The 20488-nt window shown below is 42.5% G+C and carries 22 protein-coding genes, 1 tRNA gene and 1 pseudogene; 18 read left to right on the top strand and 6 right to left on the bottom strand.

Going from position 1 to position 20488, the window contains the following annotated elements; all coding sequences use genetic code 11:
• Nucleotides 1–7 precede the first annotated feature (7 nt).
• From trpE to trpA, 7 genes are read left to right on the top strand one after another with little or no spacing between them, the layout of a single operon-like run.
• Nucleotides 8–1369 (top strand): anthranilate synthase component I, encoded by a 1362-nt coding sequence (gene trpE / locus HW098_RS08485; protein WP_176139832.1) that lies wholly within the window; start codon nucleotides 8–10, stop codon nucleotides 1367–1369.
• Nucleotides 1366–1932 carry an aminodeoxychorismate/anthranilate synthase component II gene (locus HW098_RS08480; RefSeq protein WP_061864453.1) on the top strand — a complete coding sequence of 189 codons (567 nt, stop codon included), beginning with the start codon at nucleotides 1366–1368 and terminating at the stop codon, nucleotides 1930–1932. The genes trpE and HW098_RS08480 overlap by 4 nt, the downstream gene beginning before the upstream one ends.
• A gap of 10 nt (nucleotides 1933–1942) precedes the next feature.
• Nucleotides 1943–2947: an anthranilate phosphoribosyltransferase gene (gene trpD, locus HW098_RS08475; protein ID WP_176139831.1), complete on the top strand. Its 1005-nt coding sequence runs from the start codon at nucleotides 1943–1945 to the stop codon at nucleotides 2945–2947.
• Entirely contained in the window at nucleotides 2944–3711 is a 768-nt protein-coding gene (gene trpC, locus HW098_RS08470) for an indole-3-glycerol phosphate synthase TrpC (protein WP_176139830.1), read from the top strand. Before trpD ends, trpC begins: the two co-directional genes overlap by 4 nt.
• The gene (locus HW098_RS08465; protein ID WP_176139829.1) at nucleotides 3698–4297 is read left to right on the top strand and encodes a phosphoribosylanthranilate isomerase; all 600 of its coding nucleotides are present in this window, start codon (nucleotides 3698–3700) and stop codon (nucleotides 4295–4297) included. The genes trpC and HW098_RS08465 overlap by 14 nt, the downstream gene beginning before the upstream one ends.
• On the top strand, nucleotides 4275–5498 hold the full coding sequence (trpB, locus tag HW098_RS08460; protein WP_176139828.1) for a tryptophan synthase subunit beta: 1224 nt from the start codon (nucleotides 4275–4277) through the stop codon (nucleotides 5496–5498). Before HW098_RS08465 ends, trpB begins: the two co-directional genes overlap by 23 nt.
• Nucleotides 5491–6267 (top strand): tryptophan synthase subunit alpha, encoded by a 777-nt coding sequence (gene trpA / locus HW098_RS08455; RefSeq protein WP_176139827.1) that lies wholly within the window; start codon nucleotides 5491–5493, stop codon nucleotides 6265–6267. The genes trpB and trpA overlap by 8 nt, the downstream gene beginning before the upstream one ends.
• Here trpA and HW098_RS08450 read toward each other — a convergent pair.
• Nucleotides 6239–6898, bottom strand: coding sequence for an A24 family peptidase (locus HW098_RS08450; RefSeq protein WP_176139826.1), 660 nt, complete (start codon nucleotides 6896–6898; stop codon nucleotides 6239–6241). The genes trpA and HW098_RS08450 overlap by 29 nt on opposite strands.
• 69 nt (nucleotides 6899–6967) lie before the next feature.
• On the opposite strand from HW098_RS08450, the gene HW098_RS08445 reads away from it, so the two are divergent.
• Complete coding sequence (locus HW098_RS08445) at nucleotides 6968–7423, top strand: GNAT family N-acetyltransferase (RefSeq protein ID WP_176139869.1); 456 nt, start codon at nucleotides 6968–6970, stop codon at nucleotides 7421–7423.
• A 46-nt stretch (nucleotides 7424–7469) separates the two neighbouring features.
• On the opposite strand, the gene HW098_RS08440 is transcribed toward HW098_RS08445, so the two are convergent.
• From HW098_RS08440 to HW098_RS08425, 4 genes are all read right to left on the bottom strand, one after another.
• Entirely contained in the window at nucleotides 7470–8414 is a 945-nt protein-coding gene (locus HW098_RS08440; protein ID WP_176139825.1) for a LacI family DNA-binding transcriptional regulator, read from the bottom strand.
• Nucleotides 8415–8424: 10 nt separating this feature from the next.
• Complete coding sequence (locus HW098_RS08435) at nucleotides 8425–9234, bottom strand: HAD family hydrolase (RefSeq protein WP_176139868.1); 810 nt, start codon at nucleotides 9232–9234, stop codon at nucleotides 8425–8427.
• A gap of 306 nt (nucleotides 9235–9540) precedes the next feature.
• Nucleotides 9541–9613 (bottom strand) — tRNA-Lys (locus HW098_RS08430).
• Between the two features lie 263 nt (nucleotides 9614–9876).
• A complete protein-coding gene (locus HW098_RS08425; RefSeq protein WP_176139824.1) occupies nucleotides 9877–11148 on the bottom strand; it encodes a replication-associated recombination protein A in 1272 nt (423 codons plus the stop codon).
• A gap of 115 nt (nucleotides 11149–11263) precedes the next feature.
• Between HW098_RS08425 and HW098_RS08420 the strand changes: the two genes are divergently transcribed.
• The 10 genes and pseudogenes from HW098_RS08420 (at nucleotide 11264) to HW098_RS08375 (ending at nucleotide 19821) form a co-directional block, all read left to right on the top strand.
• Nucleotides 11264–11734 (top strand): DUF3013 family protein, encoded by a 471-nt coding sequence (locus HW098_RS08420; protein WP_176139823.1) that lies wholly within the window; start codon nucleotides 11264–11266, stop codon nucleotides 11732–11734.
• A gap of 18 nt (nucleotides 11735–11752) precedes the next feature.
• The gene (locus HW098_RS08415; protein ID WP_176139822.1) at nucleotides 11753–12820 is read left to right on the top strand and encodes a M50 family metallopeptidase; all 1068 of its coding nucleotides are present in this window, start codon (nucleotides 11753–11755) and stop codon (nucleotides 12818–12820) included.
• Nucleotide 12821: 1 nt separating this feature from the next.
• Entirely contained in the window at nucleotides 12822–13250 is a 429-nt protein-coding gene (locus tag HW098_RS08410) for an NUDIX hydrolase (RefSeq protein ID WP_176139821.1), read from the top strand.
• Nucleotides 13247–13719: pseudogene (locus HW098_RS08405) on the top strand (GNAT family N-acetyltransferase). Before HW098_RS08410 ends, HW098_RS08405 begins: the two are co-directional and overlap by 4 nt.
• A gap of 137 nt (nucleotides 13720–13856) precedes the next feature.
• The gene (gene prmA / locus HW098_RS08400; RefSeq protein WP_176139867.1) at nucleotides 13857–14807 is read left to right on the top strand and encodes a 50S ribosomal protein L11 methyltransferase; all 951 of its coding nucleotides are present in this window, start codon (nucleotides 13857–13859) and stop codon (nucleotides 14805–14807) included.
• A gap of 1 nt (nucleotide 14808) precedes the next feature.
• On the top strand, nucleotides 14809–15552 hold the full coding sequence (locus HW098_RS08395; RefSeq protein WP_176139820.1) for a 16S rRNA (uracil(1498)-N(3))-methyltransferase: 744 nt from the start codon (nucleotides 14809–14811) through the stop codon (nucleotides 15550–15552).
• 10 nt (nucleotides 15553–15562) lie between these two features.
• A complete protein-coding gene (gene pepF, locus HW098_RS08390; protein WP_176139819.1) occupies nucleotides 15563–17359 on the top strand; it encodes an oligoendopeptidase F in 1797 nt (598 codons plus the stop codon).
• A gap of 28 nt (nucleotides 17360–17387) precedes the next feature.
• On the top strand, nucleotides 17388–18188 hold the full coding sequence (locus HW098_RS08385; RefSeq protein ID WP_176139818.1) for a deoxyribonuclease: 801 nt from the start codon (nucleotides 17388–17390) through the stop codon (nucleotides 18186–18188).
• Nucleotides 18189–18249: 61 nt separating this feature from the next.
• Nucleotides 18250–19041: a DUF2785 domain-containing protein gene (locus HW098_RS08380; RefSeq protein ID WP_176139817.1), complete on the top strand. Its 792-nt coding sequence runs from the start codon at nucleotides 18250–18252 to the stop codon at nucleotides 19039–19041.
• A gap of 111 nt (nucleotides 19042–19152) precedes the next feature.
• Nucleotides 19153–19821 carry an MIP/aquaporin family protein gene (locus HW098_RS08375; RefSeq protein ID WP_176139816.1) on the top strand — a complete coding sequence of 223 codons (669 nt, stop codon included), beginning with the start codon at nucleotides 19153–19155 and terminating at the stop codon, nucleotides 19819–19821.
• A gap of 172 nt (nucleotides 19822–19993) precedes the next feature.
• Here the strand turns inward: HW098_RS08375 and queF are convergent, their stop codons facing one another.
• Nucleotides 19994–20485 carry a preQ(1) synthase gene (queF, locus tag HW098_RS08370; RefSeq protein ID WP_000082587.1) on the bottom strand — a complete coding sequence of 164 codons (492 nt, stop codon included), beginning with the start codon at nucleotides 20483–20485 and terminating at the stop codon, nucleotides 19994–19996.
• Nucleotides 20486–20488 lie beyond the last annotated feature (3 nt).

The following is a 20488-nucleotide window of genomic DNA, read 5'->3' as shown; positions in this document are numbered from 1 at the left end:
AATTACAATGGAACGAATCATTCATGGAGATGTCTTATCACCAATCTTGGCTTATATGCGCCTAAAGGGGCAACACAAGGTTATCTTAGAGAGTATTCCGAGAGACAAGGAAACAGCTCGTTTTTCTATCCTAGCCTATAATCCTGTTTTTGAGATTAAGTTTGAAAATGGAGTCCTTTATCAAAATGGTCAAGTGATTGATCAGGATCCCTTGGATTTCCTTTATGAAGTGACTCATAAGAGCCAGCACCATTCAGATCTCCCTTTTGGTGGTGGGGCAATTGGTTTTGTTGGTTACGATATGATTTCACTTTATGAAGAAATTGGTCAAATTCCTGAAGATACTATTGGAACGCCAGACATGCATTTCTTCGTCTATGAGAGTTATATTGTCTTTGACCACAAGAAAGAAAAAATCCATGTCATCGAGGATGCACTCTATAGTGAGCGTAGTCAAGAAGACTTGGAAAAAGCCTTGAACCAAGTGCTTGAGGAATTACGCATTCCTGCTCCAAATGAATTTGAAGACTTGGATCTATCTCCGTTAGACTTCAAACCCCATATTGCTCCTCAGAAGTTTGAGGAAATGGTGGAAACAGCTCGTGACTTGATTCGTAATGGAGATATGTTCCAATGTGTACTCAGCCAGCGCTTCTCAGCAGAAGTTACTGGAAATCCATTTGACTTCTACAGAAATCTTCGCGTGACTAATCCATCAAATTACCTCTATTTCTATGATTTTGGAGATTATCAAATTATCGGTGCCAGTCCTGAGAGTTTGGTTTCTGTCAAAAATGGCATCGTGACAACCAATCCGATTGCGGGAACGAGACCAAGAGGAGCTACGGATGAAGAAGACAAGGCTTTGGCGACAGATCTGCTTTCGGATGAGAAGGAAACAGCAGAGCATCGAATGTTAGTAGACTTGGGTCGTAATGATATTGGCCGCATCTCTGAAACGGCCAGTGTCCAAGTCACCAAGTATATGGAAGTGGAGCTCTTCCGTTATGTTATGCATTTGACCAGTGTGGTCAAGGGGCGTTTGCTTCCAGAACTCACTGCTATGGATGCCTTGAAAGCAACACTTCCTGCTGGAACTGTTTCAGGAGCACCAAAGATTCGGGCGATGAGACGCATCTATGAACTGGAAACGGAAAAACGGGGCGTATACGCAGGAGCAATCGGCTACTTGTCTGCGACAGGTGATATGGATTTCGCCATTGCCATCCGAACCATGATTCTCAAAAATCAAACAGCTTATGTGCAGGCTGGGGCAGGAATTGTCTACGACTCTATCGCCCAAAACGAATACCAAGAAACCATTAACAAAGCAAAATCTATGACTAGAATTGGAGAACTAAGACCATGATTTTATTGATTGATAACTATGATTCTTTTACCTATAACTTGGCCCAATACATTGGGAATTTTGCAGAAGTGCAGGTCTTGAGAAATGATGATCCCAAGCTGTATGAAGAAGCTGAAAAAGCAGATGGTCTGGTCTTTTCTCCTGGTCCTGGTTGGCCAGTTGATGCTGGAAAGATGGAAGATATGATTCGTGACTTTGCTGGTAAGAAGCCGATTCTTGGAATTTGTTTGGGCCACCAAGCCATTGCAGAAGTCTTTGGTGGTAAGCTAGGCTTGGCTCCCAAAGTCATGCATGGGAAGCAAAGCAATATCAGCTTTGAAGCGCCATCTGTTTTGTATCAAGGCATTGAGGATGGCCGTGCGGTCATGCGTTACCACAGTATTTTGATTGAAGAAATGCCAGAAGACTTTGAAGTGACAGCTCGTTCGACTGATGATCAAGCCATCATGGGGATTCAACACAAAAGTCTTCCAATTTATGGCTTCCAGTACCATCCAGAGAGTATTGGAACGCCTGACGGCTTGTCTTCTATTCGGAATTTTATCGAGAAGGTTGTAAAGTGAGGAAACTAGGATGAAAGAGATAATTGAAAAACTAGCACAATTTGAAAATTTATCAGGTGTGGAAATGACGGATGTCATTGAGCGTATCGTAACTGGGCGTGTAACAGAGGCGCAGATTGCTTCTCTCCTTTTGGCTCTTAAGATGAAGGGGGAAACACCTGAAGAACGCACAGCCATTGCCCAAGTCATGAGAGGACATGCCCAACATATTCCAACTGAGATTCATGATGCCATGGACAACTGTGGTACAGGTGGGGACAAGTCTTTCAGCTTTAACATCTCCACAACTGCAGCCTTTGTTTTGGCTGGTGGTGGTGTTCACATGGCAAAACACGGTAACCGCTCGATTTCTTCTAAATCTGGTTCTGCAGATGTCCTCGAAGCCTTGGGTATCAACCTAGACCTCAAACCAGCTGAACTAGGTAAGGTCTTTGATCAGACTGGTATCGTCTTTCTCTTTGCTAAAAATATGCACCCAGCCATGAAATATATCATGCCAGCTCGTTTGGAACTAGGAATTCCAACGATTATGAACTTGACTGGTCCACTGATTCACCCAATGGCTTTGGAAACACAGCTTCTTGGAATTAGTCGTCCAGAACTTCTAGAAAGTACAGCTCAGGTTTTGAAAAATATGGGTCGCAAACGTGCAATCGTTGTTGCTGGGCCAGAAGGACTAGATGAAGCCGGCTTGAACGGAACAACCAAGATTGCACTTCTTGAAAATGGTGAAATCAGCTTGTCAAGCTTTACTCCAGAGGATTTAGGGATGGAGCGCTACGCTATCGAAGATATCCGTGGAGGCAATGCTCAGGAAAATGCAGAAATTTTGCTCAGCGTTCTTAAAAACGAACCAAGTCCATTCTTGGAAACTACAGTCTTGAATGCTGGTCTTGGTTTCTATGCTAATGGTAAGGTAGCTAGTATCAAGGAAGGAGTTGCCTTGGCCCGCGAAGTCATTGCTAGTGGCAAGGCCCTTGAAAAACTCAGACTGTTACAGGAGTACCAAAAATGAGTCAGGAATTTTTAGCACGAATTTTGGAGCAGAAGGCGCGTGAGGTTGAGCAGATGGAGCTGGAGGAAATCCAGCCCCTGCGCCAGACCTATCGCTTGGCAGAATTTTTGAAGAATCATCAGGACCGCTTGCAGGTAATCGCAGAAGTCAAGAAGGCTAGCCCTAGTCTGGGAGATATCAATCTTGATGTGGATATTGTGCAACAGGCCCAGACTTATGAAGAAAACGGAGCAGTGATGATTTCTGTTTTGACAGATGAAGTTTTCTTTAAAGGACATTTGGATTATCTACGGGAGATTTCCAGTCAGGTACAGATTCCGACGCTCAACAAGGACTTTATTATCGATGAAAAGCAAATCATCCGCGCTCGCAATGCAGGTGCGACAGTCATCCTGCTCATTGTGGCAGCCTTGTCCGAAGAATGCCTCAAGGAACTTTATGACTATGCGACAGAGCTTGGTCTGGAAGTCTTGGTGGAAACCCACAATCTAGCTGAACTAGAGGTAGCTCACCGCCTTGGAGCTCAAATTATCGGAGTCAATAACCGCAATTTGACTACCTTTGAAGTTGACTTGCAGACCAGTGTAGATTTGGCTAAACATTTCAAAGATGATTGCTTGTACATTTCTGAATCTGCTATTTTCACAGGGCAGGATGCGGAACGAGTAGCACCATACTTTAATGGAATTTTAGTTGGGACAGCTCTTATGCAGGCAGAAGATGTGGCCCAGAGAATCAAGGAGTTGCAGATTGACAAAGGTTAAGATTTGTGGACTATCGACCAAAGAAGCGGTGGAAACAGCCGTTTCAGCAGGAGCCGACTACATCGGTTTTGTCTTTGCACCTAGTAAGAGACAGGTAACCTTGGATCAGGCTGCTGAGCTGGCAAAGCTTATTCCTGTAGATGTCAAAAAGGTTGGCGTATTTGTTTCACCAAGTCGGGCAGAACTGCTAGAAGCGATTGACAAAGTTGGCTTGGACTTGGTTCAAGTTCACGGCCAGGTGGCAGATGATTTGTTTGAGAATTTGCCTTGTGCCAGCATTCAGGCGGTACAGGTGGATGGAGAGGGTCATGTGCCCAATTCTCAGGCAGACTATCTACTCTTTGATGCCCCTGTGGCAGGAAGTGGCCAGACCTTTGACTGGGCTCAACTGGATACGATTGGACTAACTCAGTCTTTCTTTATCGCAGGTGGGCTTAATAAAGACAATGTAGTAAAAGCAATTCAACACTTTACTCCCTATGCAGTAGATGTATCGAGCGGAGTGGAGACAGATGGACAAAAAGATCATGAAAAGATTGGAAGATTTATAGAGAGGGCAAAGAATGGCATATCAAGAACCAAATAAAGATGGATTTTACGGAAAATTCGGCGGACGTTTTGTCCCAGAAACATTGATGACAGCAGTTTTGGAGTTGGAGAAGGCCTACCGTGAAAGTCAGGCAGACCCAAGTTTCCAAGAGGAATTAAACCAACTTTTGCGCCAGTATGTGGGACGTGAAACTCCCCTTTACTACGCAAAAAATTTGACCCAGCATATTGGCGGAGCCAAGATTTATCTCAAGCGTGAAGACCTTAACCATACAGGGGCCCACAAGATTAACAATGCCTTGGGACAAGTTCTTCTGGCTAAACGCATGGGCAAAAAGAAAATTATCGCTGAAACAGGTGCTGGTCAGCACGGTGTAGCAACTGCAACTGCTGCAGCCCTCTTTAACATGGAATGTACTATCTACATGGGTGAGGAAGATGTCAAACGCCAAGCCCTAAATGTGTTCCGTATGGAGCTTTTGGGAGCCAAGGTTGAGGCAGTGACAGACGGTTCGCGCGTGCTCAAGGATGCGGTCAATGCAGCCCTTCGTTCATGGGTAGCTAATATCGATGATACCCACTATATCCTTGGTTCTGCCTTGGGTCCTCATCCATTCCCAGAAATCGTTCGTGACTTCCAAAGTGTCATTGGTCGAGAAGCTAAACAACAGTACCGTGACTTAACAGGTCAAGATTTACCAGATGCCCTAGTAGCTTGTGTTGGTGGTGGTTCTAACGCTATCGGTCTCTTCCATCCATTTGTAGAAGATGAGTCAGTAGCTATGTATGGAGCTGAAGCAGCAGGACTTGGTGTGGATACAGAGCATCACGCAGCTACCTTGACCAAGGGTCGTCCGGGTGTCCTTCACGGTTCCCTCATGGATGTGCTCCAAGATGCTCATGGTCAAATTCTTGAAGCCTTCTCTATCTCAGCAGGTTTGGACTATCCTGGTATCGGTCCAGAACATTCTCACTACCACGATATTAAACGTGCTACCTATGTCCCTGTGACAGACGAAGAAGCCTTGGAAGGATTCCAACTCTTGTCTCGTGTGGAAGGGATTATCCCAGCCTTGGAATCTAGCCATGCTATCGCTTTTGCGGTGAAGTTGGCCAAAGAACTTGGACCAGAAAAGTCTATGATTGTCTGCCTATCAGGTCGTGGGGACAAGGATGTGGTACAAGTCAAAGACCGCTTGGAAGCAGATGCAGCAAAGAAGGGAGAAGCTCATGCCTAAGACACTAACAGAAAAATTAAATGCTATCAAAGCAGCTGGAAAAGGAATTTTTGTTCCCTATATCATGGCTGGAGACCATGAGAAAGGTTTGGATGGTCTCGGTGAAACAATCCACTTTTTAGAAGATTTGGGTGTTTCTGCCATTGAAGTGGGTATTCCCTTTTCAGACCCAGTTGCAGATGGACCTGTTATCGAAGAAGCAGGTTTGCGCAGTCTAGCTCATGGAACTTCTACCCAGGCCTTGGTTGAAACCTTGAAAACCATTCAAACAGAGGTTCCACTTGTCATTATGACCTACTTCAACCCCCTCTTTCAGTACGGTGTGGAGAAATTTGTCAAAGATTTGGCAGATACAGCAGTTAAGGGCTTAATTATCCCAGATCTGCCTCATGAGCATGCCAACTTTGTAGAGCCCTTTTTGGCAGATACAGATATTGCCTTGATTCCCTTAGTTAGTTTGACAACAGGACTTGAGCGCCAAAAAGAGTTGATCAAGGGAGCAGAAGGATTTGTCTATGCCGTTGCTATCAATGGGGTGACAGGGAAGTCAGGCAATTACCGTGCAGACTTGGACAAGCACTTAGCACAATTGCATCAAGTAGCCGACATCCCAGTCTTGACAGGTTTTGGTGTGTCTAGTCAAGAAGATGTAGAACGCTTTAATGCGGTGTCAGATGGCGTTATCGTCGGTTCGAAAATTGTAAAAGCTCTCCACCAAGGAGAGCCAATTGAGGACTTTATCAAACAAGCAGTAGCTTACCAAAAATAATCACACAAGCAGCAAGTAGGAGGAAAGGCACGAAAGGAAGTCTTTCCTTTTTCTTTTGCAGGAGAAAAGCCAGAATGCCCGTCGCAGAAGCAAACTGAATCAAGATCAGTAATTCGGTCGCGCTAAAGACGAGAGCGCAAGAAGCAAGAAAGAGAAAATCCCCTGCGCCCATGCGGATATCGATAAAATGAGCCAAAATTCCAATGATAAGGGAGAAGACCATGACCATATTCCAACCACAGAAAGCCATGAGGATTAGGTGGAAAGTCAGCCAGACCAGTAAGGGATATTCCTGATGGCGAAAGTCGTAGATACCCAAGGTCAAGCCAGCGGTTATGAGGATGACTTGTCCTATGAAAATCCAGCCACAAGACCAAGACAGAAAGAGAAGTCCCAAGCCAAGTTCAAAGAGGGCATACCAAACAGGATAGCGAGACTTGCAGTAGCGACAGCGAAAGCGATTAAAAACCTGCGAGAGAATCGGAATCAAATCTAAGGGACTCAAGCGAGTCTGGCAGGAATCACAGTGACTAGCCGGATGGATAATGGATTGCTCAGGAAAACGGTCAATGACCAGACCAAGGAAGGAAGCGAGAATGCTCCCAACAAGAAAAAAATAAATATCAATCATACTTATCTATTCGTAAAAAATGGAAGAAGTAGTATAATGGAGAAACATAAACAAGATAGTGAGGTCAAGATGACAATTCTTTTTGAAGAAAAGGTGAGCACAGAAAATGCTCAGCTCGTATGCCAATGGTCCAACTCCCTTGGCAAATCCTTTCAAGAACAATGGATGGGACCAAAGATTCCTTTTCCCTTAACAATTCAAACCTTGCAAGATTTGGAAGGAATTTTTTCTATCTTTGATGAACAAGAGTTTATCGGCCTTATCCAGAAAATCAGATTGGAAAATAGAAATCTACATATCGGGAGATTTTTTATCAATCCCCAGAAACAGGGGCAGGGACTAGGTAGCCAGGCTTTAAGGAAATTTCTTAGTTTGGCCTTTGAAAATGAAGACATAGATACTATTTCTCTAAATGTCTTCGAGGCAAATCAAACAGCCCAGTATCTTTATCAAAAAGAAGGATTTGAAATCGTTCAAATGGTTGAAATACCTGAACGGAAATACATCATGAAGAAGGGAAGATAAAAAGTTTCCAACTATATGAATTGGAAACTTTTACTATTTTTAGCAACTAATTATCTTGCGCTAAAAACTCTGAAATCAAAACTTCTTGACTAATTGTTTCAGCTAAAGCTTGTTTAAAAGCTAATTTTCCTAAAGAATAGGATTTGTGGTCTATGGTTGGGAGTTTCAACAGTTGTCCAACTAATAAATGTTCCTGCCCAATCATATAGGGATATGTTTTTCCACTTTCTTCATATCCTTTTATAAGCCCCGCAGCAACTTCATCGCTTGTAGCTAAAATACCGTCAATACGAGCATCGTTTATCAATTGATACGATAGGTTCAGGCCATCATTAAAATCATGAATATTTCCAAATACTGCATGTGGAGTTGATTGTTGCCCATAAACATAGTGATAAGCTAATAGTGCTGATTGATATGTGGCAGATGACTCATTGTTTCTGGAAAATAACAATACTAACTGTTTCAGCCCTCGTGCTTTCATGGCAGAAAAAGCATCCACAAATGAAGAGTAGCGGTCAAGGTAAGCAGAGGACAAGTGATAAGATTCCTGCAATTTTTCACAAACGACTATTCGTCCATATTTTGCATAAGTTTCAATAATCTCAAGGCTAATTGCTCTTGAAGTGAAGATTAGAGCATCAATAGCTTCCATTTTGAGTTGCTTCAGATAGGAAAGTTCTAATTCTTGATTGTAATCTGAAGGCATCATGACAAGTTGATAGTCGCTAGCTTTAGCAGCATCTAGGAGGCCATTTATTAATTGTGTAAAATAGGGGTGGCGTGTATGTGGGATGACGACACCTATTTTTTGTGTTTTTCCTCGACTTAAATCCCGAGCCAGCTGATTAGGCATATAATCCAATTCAGCGATAAGATCCATAACTTTTTGTCGTGTTTCATCAGAAACATATGGATGGTGATTGATAACACGAGAAACTGTTGATTTAGCCACACCTGCTTTTTTAGCTATATCACTAATACTTGTCATTATTGGGCTCCTACTTTAAAAATTCATGAATCCCATATCCTACTCCATCTTCGTCATTAGATTTCGTTATTTTATAAGCTATCTCTTTGATGTCATCAAAGGCATTATCCATCACAATAGGGTAACCAACCATTTCAAGCATAGGCAAATCACTATGTCCATCACCAAATGCAGCCGTTTCTTCCTTAGCTAACTGCTCTTTTCGAAGGACATGAGCAATTCCCTTAGATTTTTTAGCTAAGAGATGTGTAATTTCAAGATAGGCTTTACCTGAACGTTGAATCGTGATTTGGGGTAAGTATAAACTTTGAAGATACTTTTCTAATTCTCGGATCATTTCCTCATCAAAAGAAATCATCATAATTTTAAAAGTATTTATTCGACCTTCTAAAAACTGTTCTTCAGTCTCAATAAGTGTTGGATTTTGATGAGTTAAACTCTGTTCGTATAGGATTCCTACATCTATTTTATCACAATACCAGTTATTCATATCGTAATAAGATAAACTAACTTTTGGAAAATGCTGACGTATTCCTCTTAACAACTGTTTTACTGTTTTATTTTTAATAGTTTGTACATGAATAGGTTGAACTTGATGATGATTTCCTATTGTATAAATTAATCCTCCGTTAAAAGCTACTTGAACTCCTTTCAGTTGAAGAGCATCGATGGCATCCTTCATTTCCATTGGTGCTCTAGCAGATACCAAAGTTATAGGAATTCCTGCTTCACGGATCAAGGCTGCGTTACTATCACTGACCTGTCCTTTACTATTTAATAATGTACCATCCATGTCACAAAAAATACGTTTGATGTTCATAATATTTACCTCTCTTTCTTTTGAAAACAGTATAAACCATGGAACGCGTTCCATGACAAGCTTAATTTCAAAGTTTTTTGAGAAAATAAATCCTAGATGACCAACTTGCTCTGTAGGTTGCTTGCTCATGTAATGGGTCACAAAACTATAAAATAGTAACAGAAAGGTATAGGTATCTTTTGAAGGAGAAGAAAAAGAATATCCGATTATTCGAAACCTTTTAAGTGAGTATCCGTTGGTAGAACAAAAGTAGAATAGAAAACAAAAAAAGCCCTATATTATAAGACTTTTCCTGTTGTATTTAGATGCCCCCTACAGGGATCGAACCTGTGACCCACGGATTAAGAGTCCGCTGCTCTGCCAGCTGAGCTAAGGAGGCAAAGAAAAAGCTGTATTGGTGCCGAAACTTCACGGTTTGTATTGAACCCGCGCAATTAAGCAGGTGGGCAACTCGCTCTAACTGAAGCTGTTTCCGTGTGAGACGGCCTACATGCTGTTAGAAGACTTTTGTTTCCCTAATAATACAAAAAATAGTCGGTCAACACTTAAGTGTGAAGTCGTACACCACAGCGTTTCTATGTTTATATGATACCACTTTTTCAAAAAAAATCAAGAGGAAAATGCAATTTTTTGAAAAGGATTTCAGATTTTTCGCAAACGGTCGATGGCTTCCTTTCTTTGAGCCAAAGCCCGTTCATATTTACCAGTATCTTCTGCTTGGAAATAGTGATGATTGCGAATTTTTTCTGGTAGATAGTCTTGTTTAACCCAATTTCCAGGATAGTTGTGTGGATAGAGATAGTCTTGGGCATTCCCTAGTTCCTTGCTCCCACTGTAGTGCCCATCACGCAGGTGTCGCGGAATGGGCAAGTGCCCTGATGTTTTGAGGTCAGCAAGTGCTTTATCCATGGCTACATAGGCTGAGTTGGATTTTGGAGAAAGCGCCAAATCAATCACGACATTAGCGATGAGAATGCGAGCTTCGGGAAAACCAATCTTTTGGGCAGCATCCAGAGCAGTTACGGTGTGAATCTGGGCTTCAGGATTGGCCAAACCGATATCTTCATAAGCGATAACGGTCAAACGACGCGCGAGACTAGGCAGATCCCCAGCCTCAATCAAGCGGGCTGCGTAGTGGAGGCTGGCATCCACATCCGAACCACGGATGGACTTTTGCAGGGCTGAGAGGACATCATAGTGTCCATCCCCATCTTTGTCCATAGTAATGTAGCTCCGCTGCAGGCTATTTTCCATGATGTCCAGAGTGATGTGGCGGATGCCCTTGTCATTTTCGGGGGTAGAGAGAACAGCCAAGTCCAGTGAGTTAAAGGCAGAACGCAGGTCTCCGTTTGTAGAGGTGGCAATGAAGTCCAGCGCATCCTCATCTAGTTCCACTGGAAAATCAAAACCACGCTCAGGGTTGCTTAAAGCTATCTGAAGGGCCTCCTTGACGTTTTGATTGGACAGAGGTTCCAACTCAAAAATCTGAACGCGACTGCGAATGGCAGGAGTGACAGAAAAGAAAGGATTTTCAGTCGTAGCGCCAATCATGATGATCAGACCACTTTCCAAGAGTGGAAGGAGGAAGTCTTGCTTGGTCTTGTCTAGACGATGGATTTCGTCTAGTAATAGGACGAGACCACCAGAGAATTTAGCTTCTTCAGCGATTTCTTGCAGTCGCTTTTTACTATCAACTGTCGCATTGAAAGTTCGAAAGGCATACTTGGTCGTTCCAGCGATGGCAGAGGCAATACTGGTCTTGCCGATTCCAGGAGGTCCGTAGAGAATCATGGAGGACAGGCGATTGGCTTCCACCATGCGACGGATAATTTTTCCAGGGCCGACCAGATGCTCCTGACCGATGACCTGGTCGATGGTTTTAGGGCGCATGCGAAGCGCGAGATTGTCTGGCATAGCAGTCCTTTCTAACGTGGATTTTCTGATGTATATGTGGTAAGATGGTAGTATCTATTTTAGCATATTTCCGAGCAATCGGGGCGATTAAAGAGTCGCATAGAAAGAGGACAAAATGGCAACATACGGATTTTTAAATGTTTTAGAGGAAGAATTGGAGAAGAACTTTCCCTTTGACTTTGAGATTAGTTGGGACAAGCGTAACCACGCGGTTGAAGTGAGTTTTCTATTGGAAGCGCAAAATGCTGCAGGTGTGGAGATGGTGGATGAAGATGGAGAAGTTTCGTCAGATGATATCCTCTTTGAGGAGGCAATCCTTTTTTACAATCCTACCAAGTCAACAGTTAATGAGGAAGATTATCTGACGGTCATACCCTACCTGCCTAAAAAGGGATTTTCTCGTGAATTTTTAGCTTATTTTGCGCTATTCCTCAAAGATACTGCCGAGGTTGGACTAGATGCCCTCATGGACTTTTTGGAAGACCCAGAAGCAGAAGAATTCGTCATGGAATGGAACCAAGAAGTCTTTGAAGAAGGAAAAGTAGGCTTGGAAGAGGGAGAGTTTTATCCTTATCCGAGATACTAGGAGTTGGATGGAGATTTTATGAAGAAAATTGGGATTTATTTGGTTTATGTGCTAGCTGTTGTCTTTATTATGCTGGCTTTTGCTTGTGGAACAATCGCATTTACAGAGCTGGGGTATTCTGCAGTTTTAGTCTTTACTTTTGGTTATGCCTTCGCTCTTCTAAGTATGTATTTAATCTTGATTCTTCATGAGCTGGGACATGCTTTTTGTGGCTACTTGACAGGCTATCGGCTGGTGGCTTTTGGGTTAGGACATTTTATTTTGACCAAAAAGTCAGGCAGGTTTCATCTTAGTAGAACAGCCATTCTGAAAAATGTTGGTGCTCAATACATTGGTTTAAAAGAGGATGAAAGCGATCAAAGAATTATCCTGATGCTTTCAGGAGGCTTGATGGTTCATCTCAGCTTGATATTATTGGCGATAGTGTTTGGATTTTTGACAAGAAGCTGGTATTTTGCAGGGACTTGGATTTTTCTTAATTTGTCTTTCTTCCTAAATAACATTTTGCCAGTCGGCATCACCGATGGCGCAAAAATTTGGGAATTGCTACAACACCCTGAAAATACGAAATACGCCTACCTGATGTTGAGGCATTCTGCCCAGACCTTGCTAGCTCCTCAAGAATATGATTTAAAAGACTTTATCATATCTGTTGATGAGGATGTAAGAGGGAGTTTTGCAGAAAGTGTTCAAACTCTTCAGGGGTTGGTATTCATATTGGATGATAATATAGAACTTGCAAAGCAACAGTTTCAATCTGTGCTAGAGAAAACAGATAATCCAATGTCTAAAACTATTTGTCAATTATACCTTCTTCAAATTGCTCTGATGGAAGGAGATAATAAGAAAGCGGAAGAATATGCAAGTATTCGAGGGGTCAAATCCTTTTTATCTCTAAAAACAGCAGATATACAGATCATTCAAGCTTGGTATCAATTTAAGGTAAGGAAAGATGTAGTTCAAACTCACAAGGCTATGAAGATTGCTAGACATAAAATGAATAGCAGCCGGATGTTACGGGATGAGAAAATCTATTATCAAAACTGGTTAGCCGAGCTGGAAAAGGAATTAACCGAAGGAGTCTAACATGGAAATAGAGATTTCTGATTTCACAGGCTGTAAGATTGCTTTGTTTTGTGGGGATAGGATCCTGACCATCTTACGCGATGATAAGGCAAGTATTCCCTGGCCCAATATGTGGGAACTTCCAGGTGGGGGACGTGAAGGTGATGAAACTCCTTTCAAGTGCGTGGCGCGTGAAGTTTATGAAGAACTGGGAATTCATCTGACTGAGGATTGTCTGCTTTGGAGTAAGGTTTATCCAAGTATGCTTTTTGCGGATAAACAATCTGTATTTCTAGTCGGTCAGTTGACACAGGCTCAGTTTGACAGTATCGTATTTGGAGATGAGGGTCAGGGCTATCAGTTAATGAATGTCGAGGAATTTCTTAGCTCCAGTCAAGTTGTCCCTCAGTTGCAGGGTAGATTGAGGGATTATTTGGAGGAAAGTTTATGATAAGACTTGAACGAGCAGGAGCAGAGGATTTGGAGACCATCATTGCGATTCAAAGAGCTAGCTTTAAGGCTGTTTATGACAAATACCAAGATGAATACGATCCTTATCTGGAGGACCGTGAACGAATCAAGTGGAAATTGGTTGAGCGTCCCAATAGCTATTACTACTTTGTGAAAGAAAAGGGAGAAATATCGGATTTTTACGAGTTCAGACCAATGCCGAGTTAACGAAAGCTTGGTTAGGAACGGCAGCGATTTTGCCCCAGTATCAAGGAAAAGGTTATGGCTCTGAGGGATTGCGCTTGCTAGAAGAGGAATTTCCAACCGTTAGACAGTGGAATTTGTGTACGGTATTACAGGATGAAGGTATGGTTGCTTTCTATGAGAAGAACGGCTACCATCAAACCCATATTGAACCTGAAAAAGAAGGCATGGATATGGTATACATGAAAAAATGCATAGAGAAATAGAAAGGATAGTTCAGTTACATTTCTAAACTGAACTCGCCCTAAACACTGTGCCAAAAAGATAAACTTCACGTAGACACAAGCGTCTTCAGAGAAGTTCCTATTTTGGCTTTGTGTTTTACGGGCTTGGTATCTTAATGATGGAAACATGGCAAGAGTTAAAAGTTACAGTGAAGCGTGAGGGAGAGGAACTAGTCTCTAACCTCCTGATTGAGCTGGGAGCGCAAGGCGTTGCGATTGAAGATAGCATGGACTATGTGGGAAATGTTGACCGCTTCGGCGAGATTTTCCCAGAGGTCGAGCAGCAAGAAGAAATCGTAGTGACAGCCTATTACCCTGAAACGGTGGATGTGGCAGTGGTTGAAGCAGATTTGCAGGCTCGCCTAGCAGAATTGACAGATTTTATGGATTTGGGAGAGGTAAAAATGGGGACGACTGCCTTGGCTGAGGAAGACTGGGCAGACAACTGGAAGAAATATTATGAGCCAGCTCGCATCACTCATGATTTGACCATCGTACCGTCTTGGACAGAATACGAGGCGACTGCGGGAGAAAAAATTATCAAGCTGGACCCTGGTATGGCCTTTGGGACAGGAACCCACCCAACAACCAAGATGAGTCTTTTTGCCTTGGAGCAGGTTCTTCGTGGTGGCGAAACGGTGATTGATGTGGGAACTGGATCAGGTGTCCTTTCTATTGCTAGTTCGCTGCTTGGCGCCAAAGAAATTTTTGCCTACGACCTAGATGATGTGGCAGTTCGTGTTGCTCAGGAAAATATTGAACTCAACCCTGGTATGGAAAATATCCATGTTGCTGCTGGAGACTTGCTTAAGGGAGTTGAGATTGAGGCAGATGTCATTGTGGCTAATATCTTGGCGGATATCCTCATTCATCTGACAGAGGATGCTTATCGCTTGGTCAAGGATGAAGGCTACCTCATCATGAGTGGCATTATTAAGGACAAGTGGGATATGGTGCGCCAATCGGCTGAGTCAGCTGGATTTTTCCTTGAAACCCATATGATTCAAGGGGAATGGAATGCCTGTCTCTTTAAGAAGACCAAGGATATTTCCGGTGTGATTGGAGGCTAGCATGCAGCAGTATTTTGTCAAAGGCAGCGCTATCTCTCCTGTCACCATCGAGGACAAGGAAACCAGCAAGCATATGTTTCAGGTTATGCGCTTGAAAGAAGATGATGAGGTGACCTTAGTATTCGATGATGGTATCAAGCGTTTGGCGCGCGTGCTGGATGTTGAAAATCGTCAGTTTGAGTTGGTTGAAGAGTTAGCTGACAATGTGGAACTACCAGTCCAAGTGACTATCGCATCCGGCTTTCCCAAGGGGGACAAGCTGGAGTTTATCACTCAAAAAGTAACCGAACTGGGTGCCAGCCAAATTTGGGCCTTTCCTGCCGATTGGTCGGTCGCCAAATGGGATGGCAAAAAATTGGGCAAAAAGGTTGAAAAACTAGAAAAAATTGCCCTTGGAGCAGCAGAGCAAAGCAAGCGTAATCTAGTACCGAGTGTCACACTTTTCGAGAAAAAAGCAGACTTTCTAGCTCAATTGGACCAATTTGACCGCGTCGTAGTGGCATATGAAGAGTCGGCCAAAGAAGGAGAAGCCGCTGCGCTCTTACAAACAGTCGCTGGTCTTGAAAAAGGAGCCAAACTGCTCTTTATCTTTGGTCCAGAAGGTGGTCTGTCACCAGCGGAAATCGAAAGTTTTGAAACTAAGGGAGCGGTTCTTGCAGGACTTGGTCCTCGTATTTTGCGAGCAGAAACAGCACCACTTTACGCTTTATCAGCCCTTAGTGTATTATTAGAATTAGAGAAATAAGAGGAAGAAAATGGAACAAAAACACCGTTCAGAATTTCCAGAGAAGGAACTTTGGGATTTAACAGCCCTATACCAAGACCGTGAGGATTTCTTGCGTGCGATCGAGAAGGCTCGTGAAGACATCAACCAGTTTAGCCGTGATTACAAGGGCAATCTTCATACTTTTGAGGATTTTGAAGAGGCCTTTGCGGAATTGGAGCAAATCTACATTCAGATGAGCCATATTGGTAACTATGGTTTTATGCCTCAGACGACAGATTATAGCAATGACGAATTTGCTAATATTGCCCAAGCTGGTATGGAATTTGAAACAGATGCCAGTGTAGCCTTGACCTTTTTTGACGATGCTTTGGTGGAAGCTGATGAGAAAGTCTTGGACCGTTTGGGTGAGTTACCTCACTTGACGGCAGCTATTCGTCAGGCCAAAATCAAAAAATCCCACTACTTAGGGGCAGATGTGGAGAAGGCATTGACAAATCTCGGTGAAGTTTTCTACAGTCCGCAGGATATTTACACTAAGATGCGAGCTGGGGATTTCGAAATGGCTGCCTTTGAAGCTCATGGCAAGACCTACAAAAACAGCTTTGTGACCTATGAGAACTTCTACCAAAACCATGAGGATGCTGAGGTTCGTGAGAAATCTTTCCGTTCCTTCTCAGAAGGTCTTCGTAAGCACCAAAATACGGCTGCAGCAGCCTATCTAGCCCAAGTCAAGTCTGAAAAACTACTGGCAGATATGAAGGGTTACGACTCAGTCTTTGATTATCTTCTGGCTGAACAAGAAGTGGACCGTGCCATGTTTGACCGCCAGATTGACCTCATCATGAAGGATTTTGCGCCGGTAGCTCAGAGATACCTCAAGCATGTTGCTAAGGTAAATGGTCTTGAAAAGATGACCTTTGCAGACTGGAAATTGGACTTGGACAGCGCCCTGAATCCTGAAGTGAGCATTGATGATGCCTATGATTTGGTCATGAAGTCAGTAGAACCTTTGGGGAAAGAATATTGTCAGGAAGTTGCTCGCTATCAAGAAGAGCGTTGGGTAGACTTCGCTGCTAACAGGGGCAAGGATTCTGGTGGCTATGCAGCGGACCCATATCGCGTGCATCCTTATGTCCTCATGAGCTGGACAGGTCGTTTGAGCGATGTCTATACCTTGATTCATGAAATCGGGCATTCTGGTCAATTCATCTTTTCAGACAATCATCAAAGTTACTTCAATGCCCATATGTCGACCTACTATGTTGAAGCACCGTCAACTTTCAATGAATTGCTCCTCAGTGACTACTTGGAGCACCAGTCTGACGACCCACGTCAAAAACGCTTTGCTCTTGCTCATCGTTTGACAGATACCTACTTCCATAACTTTATCACTCACCTTTTGGAAGCAGCCTTCCAGCGTAAGGTGTATACATTGATTGAAGAAGGGGAAACCTTTGGTGCAAGCAAGCTCAACAGCATTATGAAGGAAGTTTTGACGGATTTCTGGGGAGACGCTATTGAAATTGACGATGATGCAGCTCTGACTTGGATGCGCCAAGCTCACTACTATATGGGCTTGTATAGTTACACTTACTCAGCAGGACTAGTTATCTCGACAGCTGGTTACCTCCATCTTAAAAACTCTGAGAATGGAGCTGAAGACTGGCTCAATCTCCTCAAATCAGGTGGTAGCAAGACACCACTTGAGTCAGCTATGATTATCGGTGCTGATATTTCAACAGATAAACCACTCCGTGATACAATCCAATTCTTGTCTGACACAGTTGACCAGATTATCGCTTACAGTGCCCAGTTGGGAGAGTAGGGGAATAGGCAGATTTTAGGAGAATAATATGAATAGAATCAAAAAATGGCTAGAGCAAGATCCCAAAAGAATGCTTTTTATCAAAATAGGCCTAGTCTTGTTGGGAATCATTTTATTGATTGCTCTTCCAACTCTCTATCTTGTTTTGAGCGGAGTTGGTATTTGGTATTTTGTAAAGAAAGTACCAGATATTCGAAAAAGAAATTTAATGATAGGACTTTTTGTTGTTAGTTTTGTTGCAGTTGCTCTTCAAAACCCAACAGTCACCAAGAAAATTTCATCTTCTCAATCAGAAACTAAGCAAACTGCGGCATCCACTGCTAAAGTAGAGTCAACAACCGATGCTTCATCTAGTACAGAAGAAGCAAAACGAGTTGAAGAAGAGAAAAAAGTTGAAGAAGAGAAAAAAGCTAAAGAAAAAGCAGAAGAAGAGAGAATTGCCAAAGAAAAGGCCGCAAATGAGTTGCAAGAAAAAGGTGAAGACTTAGTCAAACAATTGGAAGAAAGTCAAGATCCGAGTCAAGTGAAGTCTGCCAAAGAAACAGTTAATCAGATTGAAAATAACGATAAAAAGGCAGAATTGCTCGACAGGATAGGTGCAGTTGAGTCATTAATTTCTCAAAAAGAAGAAGAGAAAAGAATTGCACGTGAAGCTGAAACTAAAGCCCAACAGCAAGATAGAATTGTTTACGTCGCTAAGAATGGTCAAGCGAAAGTATATTGGTATAACAAGGATAGAATGCCGTCAAATACTAATAAAGCCAACGTTGTCGAGATGACAGAGGCTGATGCAATTGCAGCAGGCAAACGTCCATCTAAAAAAGAATAAGATAGAAAGTTATCTTGGACTAGCTTTTTGAACAGTTGCTAGAAATGTAGAGGTATTGACCATGTATCAAGAGTTACTCAGAAAAATATCTGAAGAAAGACCAAGTTATCATGATGAAGAAATCCAGTGGTTGCTTGACCATTTGGGAGATCCTTCTCCAGAAATTCGTGATGACCTTGTTTTTACAAGCTTTGCTAGAGGGATTCAGGAAGAGCTATTTACACAGGAACAATTTCATTTCATTGCTGAGGAAATTTTATCTGATGGAGGACTAGATAAAGAGATTGATAAGATAGGCCTGCCAACACTTGAACGTTCTTTTAGGGCGCTTATTTATGCAAATCTCTTGTCTGCAGATGCCAACAAGCAATCGATTTTTTATCAGGGATTAAAAGCAGGAATTCGTAATGTCCTTTTAAATCAAGGCTTGTATTATCTTTCAAAAGAAAAGGATACAAGGGGTTTTTCAAGTCAGTATGGTTGGGTTCACGCTTTTGCACATGGAGCCGATTTACTGACAGAGGTAGCTTGTCATCCAGACTTTCCTAAAAACAGAATTCATGAAGTATTTGACATACTTGGTCAACTATTTAAAAGAATTTCGATTCGCTTTACAGATGATGAGGATTGGCGTTTAGCAAGAGTGATCTATAAACCTATTTTACAAGGGAAGTTGGAGCAAGAGCAAGTAGCTTCTTGGATAAAAACTGTTGACTTTCTGATAGAAGAAAGGGAAGATTTTTATAAATTTTCCAACTTCAGATCCTGTCTGTTGGAAGTCTATGTCCAACTTGACCAGAGAAATAGTTTACAAGATGACTTGAAAGAAGCTATCCAGTCTTTTCAATACTAGGGATTAGCTAATAGTTCTATGATTTTCAAGAAAATTTCCAATCAATTTTCTTGAAACCCTTTCCCTCTTTTGATAGACTAGTATCTAGTTTTTGAAAAAAGGAGAAAGAAAATGAAAAAATTTGTTGCTGAGTTAATCGGTACTTTCATGCTTGTGTTCATCGGAACAGGAGCTGTTGTTTTTGGAAATGGTCTTGATGGCCTTGGTCACCTTGGAATCGCCTTTGCCTTTGGTCTGGCAATCGTAGTCGCAGCCTACTCAATCGGAACTGTTTCAGGTGCTCACTTGAACCCAGCTGTTTCGGTTGCTATGTTTGTAAACAAACGTTTGTCATCAAAAGACCTTGTCAACTACATCCTTGGTCAGGTTGTTGGAGCTTTCATCGCTTCTGGCGCAGTCTTCTTCCTCTTGGCTAACTCAGGTATGTCAACTGCTAGTCTTGGTGAAAATGCCTTGGCAAACGGTGTCACTGTCTTTGGTGGATTCTTGTTTGAAACAATCGCAACTTTCTTGTTTGTCTTGGTTATCATGACCGTGACTTCAGAAAGTAAAGGAAATGGCGCGATTGCTGGTTTGGTAATCGGTTTGTCCTTGATGGCCATGATTCTTGTCGGATTGAACATTACTGGCCTTTCAGTAAACCCAGCTCGTAGCTTGGCACCAGCTGTCTTGGTAGGTGGCGCAGCCCTTCAACAAGTTTGGATTTTCATCCTTGCCCCAATCGTTGGTGGTGTTCTTGCAGCCCTCGTTGCAAAAAAATTCCTTGGAACAGAAGAATAATTGAAACTCAAAAAGCCTTGCTCCTCAGCTTGAGGAACAGGGCTTTTTCGTATGATACTCTTCGAAAATCTCTTCAAACCACGTCAGCTTCCATCTGCAACCTCAAAGCAGTGCTTTGAGCAGCCTGCAGCTAGCTTCCTAGTTCGCTTTTTGATTTTCATTGAGTATGAGTTTAACGGTTGTCAATTTTCTCTGGATAAAGGTCGTGTTGGAAGAGGCGTTGTTCTGCCAAGCCTTCATACTTAGTTCCTGGCTTACCGTAGTTGTAGTAGGGGTCAATTGAAATGCCACCGCGCGGAGTGAATTTTCCCCAAACCTCCAAATAGCGAGGGTCTAGCAAATTGACCAAGTCTTTCCCAATGGTGTTGATACAGTTTTCGTGGAAATCTCCGTGGTTTCGGTAGCTAAAGAGGTAGAGTTTGAGGGATTTTGACTCAACACAGAGCTTGTCAGGGATGTAGGAAATATAGATAGTTGCAAAGTCTGGCTGAGCAGTGATTGGGCAAAGTGAGGTAAATTCAGGGCAGTTGAATTTAATAAAATAGTCATTTTCCACATGACGATTGTCAAAGGATTCGAGGACTTCTGGTTGATATTCGAAAATGTAGTTGGTTTCTTTGTTGCCTAGTAGGCTGAGGTTTTTCATTTCTTCTTGTTGTGACATGAT

This window comes from Streptococcus sp. 1453 (genome assembly GCF_013276955.1).
Classification (GTDB): Bacteria; Bacillota; Bacilli; order Lactobacillales; family Streptococcaceae; genus Streptococcus.
The sequence above is the reverse complement of the archived record's forward strand: the minus strand, read 5'-3'. Positions and strand labels throughout refer to the sequence as shown.